Consider the following 11,882-nt stretch of genomic DNA (forward strand, 5'->3'; position numbering starts at 1 on the left):
TGCTGTGCGCCTTTATTAACCGCGGGCGGTTAATAAAGGCGCACAGCGGGTCTGGCGGTACATCTTCGGGCTCATTCCGTGATGACGGGTGAACGCGGTTGTGAGGGCGAAGGGGCTCGAGTAACCCACTTCTCGCGCGATCGACGACACCGTTCGTGCCGGGTCTGCGAGCAGATCTGCCGCCACGGACAGTCGCCACTCGGTCAGATAGCCGACAGGTCCGAGCCCCATGAGGCTGGTGAACCGGCGCGCGAAGGCCGCTCGCGAGCTGCCGGACTCCTGGGCCAGGCTCGCGACCGTCCAGGGGTGTTCCGGCCGATTGTGTATGAGCCGCAAGGCATGCCCGATGACGGGATCCTCGTAGGCCTTGATCCATCGCGGTGATCGATTCGGGTTCTCGGCGAACCAGGTCCGGGCCGCTGAGATCAGGACCAGGTCCAGGAGCCTGTCCAACAACACTTCCTGTCCGGGCCCGTCGGCGGCGATCTGTTGTTCCAGAAGGTTTGTCATCGGCGCGGTTTCGATGCTGCGTCGCACTACCGCGACGGGTGTCAGGCTGTCGAGGATCTGACGGCTGACATAGGAGTCCAAACGGTATGTGCCCGTGAGCATGACGGTCTGACCACTGGTCGAGTTGCCCCAGGTGCGAACGCCGAGAACCGACATGTCCTCGAGTGGTGTGCCGTCGACCGCAGCGCAATTCTGTGCTTCGTCGATCAGTACGTGGACTGGTGTGTCCGGGTGATCGGCGACCGTATACGGATCGGGGCCGCGCAACAGTGCAACGTCGCCGGCCTCGAGATCTTCTGTCTGTCCGGTGTCGGAGACGACGACCGCGCTGCCTCGAACCAGAACCAGCACGGTGATCGGTGCGTGGTCCTCGATACGTAATGACCACGGTGGATCGAGCAGCGAGCGCAGTAGAAAAGCGCCCTCCGCCCGCGATCCGGCCAGCATCATCGACAATGCATCCATGCTTCGACCGTAGACGCTGGCGTATGTTTTTGTGACCTTCGGCTATGGATCGTATTGACGCTCCGCGGTCGAATGAGTGCATGACGACAACAAGCGACATTCAATCGGCAGTAGTGATCGGTGGTACCGGCAAGACCGGTGCGCGCGTTGCGCAGAGGCTGACGGCGGTGGGAATCCGTACCCGAATCGCATCGAGAACATCCGGGGCGCGTTTCGACTGGAACGATCAGACGACGTGGCAGCCAGCAGTGTCCGGCGTCGACGTGGCATATGTGACGTATGCGCCAGATCTGGCTGTTCCGGAATCGAGCACCCACATCGAGGAGTTCGCGGAGCTTGCGTACCGCGAAGGGGTTCGTCGCATGGTGCTCCTGTCCGGGCGCGGTGAACCGGCGGCGCAGAAAGCCGAGCAGGTTCTCGCCGACAGCGGTCTGGAATGGCTGTGGTGCGGGCCAGTTGGTTTGCCCAGAACTTCAGTGAGGGGTACCTACTCGATCCGATTCGGGAAGGCCACCTGGCACTTCCGGTCGGTGAGGTGGGGGAGCCGTTCATCGACGTCGACGATCTCGCCGACGTGGCGGTGGCCGCATTGACTCGAACCGACCTCCTCGGCCGAGTTCTCGAGGTGACAGGTCCGGAGTTGCTCACTTTCGCGGCGGCGGTGGATGCGATTTCGACGGCGTCGGGTCGTCTCGTGACATTCGAAAGAATTGGACTCAAACAGTTTTCCGACGGCATGGCGGAGGTCGGCGTCCCGAGTGACGTCGTGGAGTTACTCAGGTACCTGTTTGCCGAGGTTCTCGACGGACGAAATCAAAGTGTGACCGGCGTCGTCGAAGAGGTCCTGGAACGACCCGCTCGAGATTTCACCACTTTTGCCGCCGAGGCTGCTCGAACGGGGGTCTGGTCGTGAAGAAATCCGAGATTTTCTTGGAGCTGCTGCTCGGGGTGACTGCCCTCGGCGCGCTCGTCGCCGGTGGTGCGTTGTTTGCCTTCTCGTCCTTCGTGATGCCCGCTCTGCGGTCGGTCGATGCACATACCGCGATCACGTCGATGCAGGCGATCAACGTCGAAGCGCCGCGTAGTGCGTTGATGCTGCCGCTGGTCGGATCGGCGCTCACCGCGATCGCCGCTGGAATCTGGGCAGCGATCTCCAGACCGGACGGCTGGGTCCTTGCTGTCGTCGGTTGCGTCGGGGTGCTCGCGTCCTTCGCGGTGACCGCGATCTACCACGTCCCTCGCAACGACGCGTTTGCCTCGGTCAGCACTATCGACGCGGCCGCATGGGCGTCGTACGAGGCGGGTTGGACTATGTGGAATCACGTTCGGGTCGGGCTGTACCTGCTGTCGGGAATCGTGCTCGCGGTGGCCGCGGTGCTACCAGCAACAAACGCGGTGGACACGGCCCAGTAGTCTTGTACCCCGTGAGTGATGTAGAAGCCCAGCCAGTCGACGACACCCCCGAGCAGCTCCGTATCCGGCGCGAGAAGCGTGAACGGATCCTCGCGCAGGGGCAGGAGGCGTACCCGGTTTCGGTCGATCGCACCCACACGCTCGCGCAGATCCGCGCGGAGTACCCGGAACTCGAGCCGGACACGGCGACTGGCGTGCTGGTCGGCGTCGTCGGCCGCGTCATCTTCATGCGCAACACCGGCAAGCTGTGCTTCGCGACTCTGCAGGAAGGCGACGGTACCCAGCTGCAGGCCATGATCAGCCTCGCCGGCGTCGGCGAAGAGGCACTGGCTGCCTGGAAGTCCGACGTCGACCTCGGCGACTTCGTCTTCATCCACGGTGAGGTCATCAGCTCCCGTCGCGGCGAGCTCAGCGTGATGGCCGATGCCTGGCAGATCGCATCCAAGTCGCTGCGCCCCCTGCCGGTCGCTCACAAGGAGATGAGCGAAGAGTCCCGGGTGCGTCAGCGCTACGCGGATCTGATCGTTCGCCCCGAGGCTCGCGACAACGCCCGCAAGCGCGTCGCTGTTGTCCGTGCGCTGCGCAATGCACTCGAGAGCCGCGGCTTCCTCGAGGTCGAGACGCCGATGCTGCAGACGCTGCACGGCGGCGCGGCAGCTCGCCCGTTCGTCACGCACTCGAACGCCCTCGATATCGACCTGTACCTGCGTATCGCGCCGGAACTGTTCCTCAAGCGTTGCGTCGTCGGCGGTATCGAGAAGGTCTTCGAGATCAACCGCAACTTCCGCAACGAGGGCGTCGACTCCACTCACTCGCCCGAGTTCGCGATGCTCGAGACGTACGAGGCCTACGGCACGTACGACGATTCCGCGAAGATGATTCGTGAACTCGTCCAGGAAGTTGCGCAGGAAGCATTCGGCACGCAGGTCCTCACCCTCGCCGACGGTTCCGAGTACGACGTCAGTGGCGAGTGGCAGGTTCTCGAGATGTACCCGTCGCTGTCGGCTGCCATCGGCACCGAGGTCACGCCGGATACAACGGTCGACGAGCTTCTCGCTCTGGCGGAGAAGGTCGGCCTCGAGGTTCCCAAGGACAAGGGCTACGGCCACGGCAAGCTCGTCGAGGAGCTGTGGGAACACCAGTGCGGCGATCAGCTGTACGTGCCGACGTTCGTCCGTGACTTCCCGGTCGAGACGTCGCCCCTGACCCGTGATCACCGCAGCAAGAAGGGTGTCACCGAGAAGTGGGACCTGTACATCCGCGGATTCGAGTTGGCGACAGGCTACTCCGAACTTGTCGACCCGGTCATCCAGCGTGAGCGCTTTGTCGACCAGGCGCGCCTCGCGTCGGCAGGCGACGACGAAGCGATGGTGCTGGACGAGGAGTTCCTCGCCGCGATGGAACAGGGCATGCCGCCGACCACCGGCACCGGCATGGGAATCGATCGACTGCTGATGGCTTTGACTGGTCTCGGTATTCGCGAGACGATCCTCTTCCCGATCGTTCGTCCGTCCGCTCGCTAGCTTTACTTCGATCAAGGTTCGGCCGCACATGTTGCGGCCGAACCTTTTTCAGTTGAGGCGCTCCCAAGGTATTCGATAGTTCCCAACGACATTCGCCTGCGGCAAAGGATTCATCCATGCGCGGTCGCCCGAGTTTCGGACTCTCGAATTGTTGCGATGATTTGGTCGATCGTGCCCTGGTTGAGTGCGTCAGGTAGTCCCCGATCCGACTGGACAAGGAAGACCATGACCTCGGCTGTGGAGTATCCGGGTGTGGTGACGACATCGAATTGTGCTGAGGGCGGATCGCATTCGTTGTCCGCCGGGATATTTGTGACGGTTGGGGTGTACCGGATCGCAGGGCGTCCGGAGATGGTGAAATTCGTGGGTCCGCCGTAAGCGATACTGGCGAGAGTGCCGTTCTTGGAGGCGAAGATTGCGCTCGGTAGAGGTCTTTTCTCGAGCCGTCGTCTGTCATGATTCCCCCGTCTGGATGCATCCCCCGATGCGCCGCAAAGAATGTATCGGCACTGTCTTTGTCGCAAGACAAGTCGACTGGCATACCCGGCGGAGATCAGTCCCAATCATCCTGACGAGCCGAGACAGGACGTTTGTCCAGGTGCTATTGTCGCTGCTTATCGAAGGATCTGGGGAGGAATGGTCGTGGTGAAAAAGGTTGTTGTCACGATGGTTGACGATCTGGACAAAAAATCGCCCGCCGACGAAACTGTGGAGTTTTCCGTCGACGGAGTTGCTTACGAAATCGATCTCACCGCCGCCCACGCCGCGGAACTGCGCGATGCACTGAAAAAGTGGATTCCTCATGCGAGAAAGTCGAATTCCGCCAAATCAGTCAACGGAGCGGTGACCAAATCCCGTCCCGTTGCGGACCGCGATCAGAGTGCCGCCATCCGCGAATGGGCCAAGGGTGCAGGCTTCGAGATTTCGGCCCGCGGTCGTATTTCCACCGAGGTGCGCCGAGCCTACGAAAAGGCCGTCTGAAATGGATCGCGAATGGATTCGGGCGCATTTTGCCGAAACGGATTGATAACGCGTTCTAGTTTGTTAGCGTCTGCACGGTTCGCATCTCTCGTAGAGGAGTCGGTCGTGCACAGAAACAGGTTGTTCGGGGGCGTGGTTCTTGCCGCTCTGATGCTCGTCGGGTTCACCTCCGTGGCTTCGGCTCAGGCCCCGTTGCCCGTGCCCAATGCCTTCCTTGCCGGTGTTCCTCAGGAGTTGGGAAATCCTGGCGGTTCAGCTCCTGGATCCAATGACTTTTCGTGTAAACCGACTGCCGAACATCCCAATCCGGTTGTGCTCGTTCACGGAACGGGTGGAAACAGGCAGACCAACTGGGCCACCTATGCGCCGTTGCTCGCCAACGAGGGCTACTGCGTCTTCGCGCTGACATACGGCAACTTCCCCGAGCAGCCGTGGCCGTTGTCGGCCATCGGTGGAATGCAGGAAATTCCCTCCAGCGCAGCGCAATTGTCGAATTTTGTCGATCAAGTACTTGATGCCACGGGTGCTACATCGGTAGATCTGATCGGACATTCCCAGGGCACCATCATCAACGGGTACTACGCGAAGTTCCTCGGTGGTGCCGACAAAGTGGACAACATCGTCTCGGTGGCGTCGCTGTGGAAGGGAACGCTCGGAAACGAGCAGGCAAGTGTCGGCCGCAGCCTTCGCGAACTCGGGGTATCCGAGGCAGCGCAGGCCGGATTCCCGATCTGCAAGGCATGTCTGAACATGGGGGCAGGCTCGGAGTTCATCGAAAATCTCCGTGCGGGAGGCGTTTATGCGCCGGGTGTTCACTACACGAACATCACGACCCGCTACGACGAACTGGTGCTGCCGTATACAAATGGGCTGGAGCCTGGGCCGAACGCCACCAACATCGTCGTCCAGGACGGTTGTGAGCAAGACATCTCCGATCACCTGGCAATCGCGGCATCGCTGCGCGCCGCGACTTTTGCTCTCAATGCACTCGACCCCGCGCATCAGCGGCCGGTACCGTGCAACTCGGTATTGCCCGTCGTGGGTTGATCACTATGCGGAGGCCTTCGGTGGGGATTCGAACATGCGTGGGCGCTCTCGCTGTGGCGGGAGCCGCGTCCGCGCCGTCTCTTGCGTCAGCGAACGAACCTCTTCCCGTTCCGTCCGGTTTCCTCAGTGGAATCGCCCTCGAAGCGACCAACCCGGGCGGATCGGCCCCTGGCACCAACGACTTCTCGTGCACGCCTTCCGCTGCTCATCCTGATCCAGTCGTCCTGGTGCACGGGACGGCGGCCAACCGTCAGACCAATTGGGGCGTACTCGCACCCGTACTGGCCAACGAGGGATACTGCGTTTTTGCGCTCACCTTCGGGAATCGAACGGACCAGCCGTGGCCGATTTCCGCAGCCGGCGGTCTCGCACCACTCGGAGACAGCGCAGGGCAGCTGTCGGACTTCGTCGACGACGTTCTCTCTGCGACGGGTGCCTCGAAGGTCGACCTGATCGGGCACTCCCAGGGGACGACGGTCAGTGCCTACTACGCCAAGTTCCTCGGCGGTGACACGCACGTTTCCAAGATCGTCTCCATCGCTCCGTTGTGGGACGGCTCGGAGGTCGGCCCGCCGGAAGGCGTCGGGGGACCGGATTTCGACAACGCCAGCTTCGTCACCGAACTGCGCGACGCGGGCGTCTACTCCGATGACGTCGAGTACACCAACATCGTGACTCGATTCGATCAAGTGGTCGTTCCGTACAGCAGCGGAATACTGGCCGCGTCGAACGCGTCGAACATAGTTGTTCAGGACGGTTGCGAGCAGGACCTGTCGGATCACATCGCGCTGGTGGCGTCGCAGCGAACGGCGACTCTGACGCTCAACGCGCTGGATCCGTCGAATCCGCGTGAGGTGCCGTGCGCTCGGGTACTCCCGATATTCGGCTGATCAGGCGTCGAAAATCGCTGTTCGCTTCAGGCGTACAGGAACCGGGAAACGATTCCCTCAGCTGCGACGTTGTGAACGGTAAGCAGTCCGGCTTCCGCCGCCAATCGGGTGGAGGAGCAGCAGGTGGACTTCGCGCCCTCTAGAGTAATAAGTGGGGTCGTGCAACCTTTGTCGATTCGTGGACGTCAGTCCGCTGACCGGCGAGGCGATCAGTCTGTAGTGCCGGAGCGAAACGCGGCGACCAGGGACGAGACATCCGGTCTCGAACCTGCCCGCCGGAGAGTGTGAGGGAGAGCGATGTTCGAGAGGTTCACCGATCGCGCGCGGCGCGTTGTTGTCCTGGCTCAAGAAGAAGCCAGGATGCTCAACCACAACTACATCGGCACGGAGCACATCCTTCTCGGCCTCATTCACGAGGGCGAAGGTGTCGCAGCCAAGTCGTTGGAGTCGTTGGGTATCTCCCTCGAGGGAGTCCGCAGCCAGGTCGAGGAGATCATCGGCCAGGGCCAGCAGGCTCCGTCCGGTCACATCCCCTTCACACCGCGCGCCAAGAAAGTCCTCGAGCTGAGTCTGCGCGAAGCGCTGCAGCTCGGACACAACTACATCGGTACGGAGCACATCCTGCTCGGTCTCATCCGTGAGGGTGAGGGCGTAGCAGCCCAGGTTCTGGTCAAGCTCGGTGCCGATCTCAACCGCGTCCGCCAGCAGGTCATCCAGCTGCTGTCGGGCTACCAGGGCAAAGAGCCCACCGAAACCGGTGGCACCCGCGGAGAGGCCGGCACGCCGTCCACCTCGCTCGTGCTCGACCAGTTCGGTCGCAACCTGACGCAAGCTGCCCTCGAAGGCAAGCTGGACCCGGTCATCGGCCGCTCGAAGGAAATCGAGCGTGTCATGCAGGTTCTCTCGCGTCGTACCAAGAACAACCCGGTTCTCATCGGTGAACCCGGTGTCGGTAAGACCGCTGTGGTCGAGGGCCTGGCTCAGGCAATCGTCAACGGTGAGGTCCCCGAGACCCTCAAGGACAAGCAGCTGTACACGCTCGACCTCGGGTCGCTCGTGGCCGGCAGCCGTTACCGCGGTGACTTCGAAGAGCGCCTGAAGAAGGTTCTCAAGGAGATCAACACCCGCGGCGACATCATCCTGTTCATCGACGAGCTGCACACCCTCGTGGGTGCGGGCGCGGCCGAGGGCGCTATCGACGCGGCCTCCATCCTCAAGCCCAAGCTTGCTCGCGGTGAGCTGCAGACCATCGGTGCCACCACGCTCGACGAGTACCGCAAGTACATCGAGAAGGATGCTGCCCTCGAGCGTCGTTTCCAGCCCGTTCAGGTGGGCGAGCCGACCGTCGAGCACACCATCGAGATCCTCAAGGGTCTTCGTGACCGCTACGAGGCTCACCACCGTGTCTCCATCACGGACGGTGCTCTCGTGGCAGCGGCGACGCTGGCCGACCGCTACATCAACGACCGCTTCTTGCCGGACAAGGCGATCGACCTCATCGACGAGGCGGGCGCGCGAATGCGCATCCGTCGGATGACTGCACCGCCGGACCTGCGCGAATTCGACGATCGCATCGCCGACGCGCGTCGCGAGAAGGAGTCCGCGATCGACGCGCAGGACTTCGAGAAGGCTGCGAACCTGCGTGACAAGGAGAAGACCCTCGTTGCTCAGCGCGCTGAGCGTGAGAAGCAGTGGCGTGCGGGCGACCTGGACGTCATTGCCGAGGTCGACGACGAGCAGATCGCCGAGGTTCTGGGCAACTGGACCGGTATCCCCGTCTTCAAGCTCACCGAGGAGGAGACCACTCGTCTGCTCCGCATGGAAGAGGAACTGCACAAGCGGATCATCGGCCAGGAGGAGGCGGTCAAGTCCGTCTCGAAGGCGATCCGTCGTACGCGTGCAGGTCTGAAGGATCCCAAGCGTCCCTCGGGCTCGTTCATCTTCGCCGGCCCGTCCGGTGTCGGTAAGACGGAGCTCGCGAAGTCGCTCGCCAACTTCCTGTTCGGCGACGACGACGCTCTGATCCAGATCGACATGGGCGAGTTCCACGACCGCTTCACCGCTTCGCGTCTGTTCGGTGCCCCTCCCGGGTACGTCGGGTACGAAGAGGGTGGCCAGCTCACCGAGAAGGTGCGCCGCAAGCCGTTCAGCGTCGTGCTGTTCGACGAGATCGAGAAGGCACACCAGGAGATCTACAACACCCTCCTGCAGGTGCTCGAGGACGGCCGTCTCACCGACGGTCAGGGACGTACCGTCGACTTCAAGAACACGGTGCTGATCTTCACGTCCAACCTCGGTACGTCGGACATCTCCAAGGCAGTCGGCCTGGGCTTCAGCTCGGGAACGGGCACGGAGTCGAACTACGAGCGCATGAAGCTCAAGGTTCACGACGAGCTGAAGAAGCACTTCCGTCCCGAGTTCTTGAACCGTATCGACGACATCGTCGTCTTCCATCAGCTCACGAACGAGCAGATCGTTCAGATGGTCGACCTGATGCTCGCTCGCGTCGAGGCGGCACTCAAGAACAAGGACATGGCCATGGAGGTCACCGACAAGGCCAAGTCGCTTCTGGCCAAGCGCGGATTCGATCCGGTACTGGGTGCACGACCGCTGCGTCGCACCATCCAGCGCGAGATCGAGGACCAGATGTCCGAGAAGATCCTCTTCGGAGAGATCGGACCCGGCCACATCGTGCTCGTCGACGTCGAGAACTGGGACGGCGAAGGCTCGGGCGAGGACGCGAAGTTCACGTTCACGCCTACCAAGAAGCCGATCGACGTGCCGGACGCACCGCCGATCGAGCTGACCAAGGCCGGCGAAAGCGAAAGCGCAGCAGAGTAGTACAGCAGAGTAGGTAACGAACGGGCGGCACCTCACCGGTGCCGCCCGTTTCGTGTATCACGGGAGAGGGCGTACACATGAACGACATCGAACTGGGTCACCTGCGTCGTTGCGTCGAATTGGCAACGGAAGCATTGGATGCGGGCGACGAACCTTTCGGTTCCGTCCTGGCAGCGGCCGACGGAACATTTCTGGCGGAAGATCGAAACCGGATCGCGGGCGGCGACAACACTCGCCACCCCGAGTTCGAGCTGGCTCGGTGGGCGGCCCAGTATCTGACGCCGGACGAGCGTTCGACGGCAACGGTGTTCACCTCGGGAGAGCACTGCGCGATGTGTTCGGCCGCGCACGCGTGGGTGGGCCTCGGACGGATCGTCTACATCTGCTCTTCGGCCCAACTCGGCGACTGGCTCGCGGAGTGGGGTGTGGCTCCGTCGCCGGTGAAGTCTCTGTCCGTCAACGAGGTTGCGCCGAACGTCCCGGTCGAAGGCCCGGTGCCGGAGTTGGTTCCGCTGGTGCGAGAACTGCATCGGAAGTTGCATTCGCAGAGCGCTTGACGGGCACACACAAACGGGCGGCACCTCGCTGGAGGTGCCGCCCGTTTGCGTGTGAAGTCAGGAGACTGCGTCGACCGCTCGAACCTTCTCTCGCAGTTCACCCTTGACGACCTTGCCGCTTGCATTGCGCGGCAGTGCTTCCACGACGACGATGTCCTTCGGGTGCTTGTAGCGCGCGAGACGATCGTTGAGGAAGCTGCTCAGCTCCTCGATGGTCAGGTCCACGGCTGAACCTGGCGCCATCGCGACGATCGCTACGGGCACCTCGCCCCACTTGGCGTCGGGGCGGCCGACGACGGCCGCTTCGACGATCAATTCGTGTTCGTAGAGGACGTTTTCCACCTCCGCGCAGTAGATGTTCTCTCCGCCGGAGATGATCATGTCCTTCTTGCGATCCACGACGTAGACGAAGCCTTCGTCGTCGACTCGAACGAGATCGCCGGAGTGGAACCATCCACCGTGGAAGGCGTCAGCGGTGGCGGTGGGGTTGTTCCAGTATTCGCTCATCATCGTGGGCCCGCGGTAGACGATTTCACCGATTTCACCGGGCGCCACGTCGTCCATGTTCTCGTCGACGACCCTGGCCGAGATGGTCGGGATGACCCGACCGACGGATCCGAGCTTACGAATCGCATCCTCGCCGTCGAGAACGCAAGTGATGGGCGACATCTCGGTCTGACCGAAGACCGCGACATTGAATGCGTCCGGGAAGGTTTCGGCCATTGCCCGCAGGATCGTGTCGGACGACGGTGCGGCGCCCCACGAGATGTTCTTCAGCGACAGTGCTCGCGGTTGCGCCTTCTGTACGGCGCACACGGCCTGCCATTGCACGGGCACGAGGAACAAGCTGGTGACCTTCTCGGCTTCCAGAATGTCGAGTAGTTGACCCGGGTCGAATGCGCCGACCGGATGGATCACCGTGGTCGTGCCGAGTTGCAGGCTCGGCGCTATGGAACCGAGGGCTGCGATGTGGAACATGGGCGACGCGCAGAAGCCGATGGAATCGGCATTGAACAGGTGGAAGGCCCTGATACAGGTCAATGCTTGCGAAGACAGGTTGGAGTGGGAGAGCACCGAGCCCTTGGGGCGACCGGTGGTTCCCGAGGTGTACATGATGAGTGCAGGAGTGTCGTCCGGGATGTCGACGAACGCGTGCGACTCGCCCTCTTCGCTGATCAAGTCCTCGTAATTCAGGCTGTCACCCTCGGCGGGGGAGCCTACGGTGATGGAGATGTCGATACCCTCGGACGCGGCTCGTGCAGCTCCGGCCAACGGAGCCAACGGTCCTTCGGCGACAATGACTTTGGAGCCGGAGTCGTTTACCAGATAAGCGACCTCGGGTGGTGTCAGACGGAAGTTCACCGGAACAGCGATGGCGCCCAGTGCGTTGGTCGCGAGCACGACCTCGAGGTATTCGGGGCGGTTGAGCATCAGGATGAGCACGCGGTCGCCGAAGCTGACGCCGCGTCGGGCAAGAGCGTCCGCCAGCTTCTCGACGCGTGCGTCGAGGGTGCCCCAGGTGATGGAATCGCCCAGGAATCGCAGTGCGGTGCGATCGGGAATCATCTGCGCATGCCTGGCGATCTGATTGTTCCAGTTGGTGCGGCGTGAACGCTGCGCCTCGGAGACTGCATCGGTGGAGGCCATCGATGGGT

The 11,882-nt window shown here is 62.3% G+C and carries 11 protein-coding genes; 9 read left to right on the forward strand and 2 right to left on the reverse strand.

The genetic code is table 11. The annotated features are described in order from the left end of the window. Positions 1-15: 15 nt before the first annotated feature. Positions 16-975 carry an AraC family transcriptional regulator gene (locus AOT96_RS13965; RefSeq protein ID WP_050656736.1) on the reverse strand — a complete coding sequence of 320 codons (960 nt, stop codon included), beginning with the start codon at positions 973-975 and terminating at the stop codon, positions 16-18. A gap of 80 nt (positions 976-1,055) precedes the next feature. On the opposite strand from AOT96_RS13965, the gene AOT96_RS36570 reads away from it, so the two are divergent. From AOT96_RS36570 to AOT96_RS14005, 9 genes are all read left to right on the forward strand, one after another. Beyond that, on the forward strand, positions 1,056-1,568 hold the full coding sequence (locus AOT96_RS36570; protein ID WP_442978610.1) for an SDR family oxidoreductase: 513 nt from the start codon (positions 1,056-1,058) through the stop codon (positions 1,566-1,568). Continuing rightward, positions 1,511-1,888 carry a hypothetical protein gene (locus AOT96_RS36575; protein WP_442978611.1) on the forward strand — a complete coding sequence of 126 codons (378 nt, stop codon included), beginning with the start codon at positions 1,511-1,513 and terminating at the stop codon, positions 1,886-1,888. The genes AOT96_RS36570 and AOT96_RS36575 overlap by 58 nt, the downstream gene beginning before the upstream one ends. Further along, entirely contained in the window at positions 1,885-2,388 is a 504-nt protein-coding gene (locus AOT96_RS13975; RefSeq protein ID WP_047269656.1) for an anthrone oxygenase family protein, read from the forward strand. The genes AOT96_RS36575 and AOT96_RS13975 overlap by 4 nt, the downstream gene beginning before the upstream one ends. A gap of 11 nt (positions 2,389-2,399) precedes the next feature. Beyond that, the gene (gene lysS, locus AOT96_RS13980) at positions 2,400-3,911 is read left to right on the forward strand and encodes a lysine--tRNA ligase (protein WP_003945834.1); all 1,512 of its coding nucleotides are present in this window, start codon (positions 2,400-2,402) and stop codon (positions 3,909-3,911) included. Positions 3,912-4,553: 642 nt separating this feature from the next. Next, positions 4,554-4,892: a histone-like nucleoid-structuring protein Lsr2 gene (locus AOT96_RS13985; protein ID WP_003945673.1), complete on the forward strand. Its 339-nt coding sequence runs from the start codon at positions 4,554-4,556 to the stop codon at positions 4,890-4,892. A gap of 105 nt (positions 4,893-4,997) precedes the next feature. Continuing rightward, a complete protein-coding gene (locus tag AOT96_RS13990; protein WP_007726972.1) occupies positions 4,998-5,939 on the forward strand; it encodes an esterase/lipase family protein in 942 nt (313 codons plus the stop codon). A 5-nt stretch (positions 5,940-5,944) separates the two neighbouring features. Next, positions 5,945-6,829: an esterase/lipase family protein gene (locus AOT96_RS13995; RefSeq protein ID WP_442978612.1), complete on the forward strand. Its 885-nt coding sequence runs from the start codon at positions 5,945-5,947 to the stop codon at positions 6,827-6,829. A gap of 297 nt (positions 6,830-7,126) precedes the next feature. Then, positions 7,127-9,670, forward strand: a complete 2,544-nt coding sequence (locus AOT96_RS14000) for an ATP-dependent Clp protease ATP-binding subunit (protein ID WP_003945604.1) — start codon at positions 7,127-7,129, stop codon at positions 9,668-9,670. A gap of 77 nt (positions 9,671-9,747) precedes the next feature. Continuing rightward, positions 9,748-10,227 (forward strand): nucleoside deaminase, encoded by a 480-nt coding sequence (locus tag AOT96_RS14005; protein ID WP_042923578.1) that lies wholly within the window; start codon positions 9,748-9,750, stop codon positions 10,225-10,227. 57 nt (positions 10,228-10,284) lie between these two features. Here the strand turns inward: AOT96_RS14005 and fadD5 are convergent, their stop codons facing one another. Further along, positions 10,285-11,874, reverse strand: a complete 1,590-nt coding sequence (gene fadD5, locus AOT96_RS14010) for a fatty-acid--CoA ligase FadD5 (RefSeq protein ID WP_054781987.1) — start codon at positions 11,872-11,874, stop codon at positions 10,285-10,287. Positions 11,875-11,882: the final 8 nt, after the last annotated feature.

The organism is Rhodococcus sp. 008 (assembly GCF_001682295.1).
Lineage (GTDB): Bacteria > Actinomycetota > Actinomycetes > Mycobacteriales > Mycobacteriaceae > Rhodococcus_F > Rhodococcus_F qingshengii.

What these genes read in the sequence shown, in the direction of transcription:
- AOT96_RS13965 (WP_050656736.1), bottom strand. Translation starts at nt 975, where the DNA reads ATGGATGCATTGTCGATGATGCTGGCCGGATCGCGGGCGGAGGGCGCT.
- AOT96_RS36570 (WP_442978610.1), top strand. Translation starts at nt 1,056, where the DNA reads ATGACGACAACAAGCGACATTCAATCGGCAGTAGTGATCGGTGGTACC.
- AOT96_RS13995 (WP_442978612.1), top strand. Translation starts at nt 5,945, where the DNA reads ATGCGGAGGCCTTCGGTGGGGATTCGAACATGCGTGGGCGCTCTCGCT.
- AOT96_RS14000 (WP_003945604.1), top strand. Translation starts at nt 7,127, where the DNA reads ATGTTCGAGAGGTTCACCGATCGCGCGCGGCGCGTTGTTGTCCTGGCT.
- AOT96_RS14005 (WP_042923578.1), top strand. Translation starts at nt 9,748, where the DNA reads ATGAACGACATCGAACTGGGTCACCTGCGTCGTTGCGTCGAATTGGCA.
- fadD5 (WP_054781987.1), bottom strand. Translation starts at nt 11,874, where the DNA reads ATGGCCTCCACCGATGCAGTCTCCGAGGCGCAGCGTTCACGCCGCACC.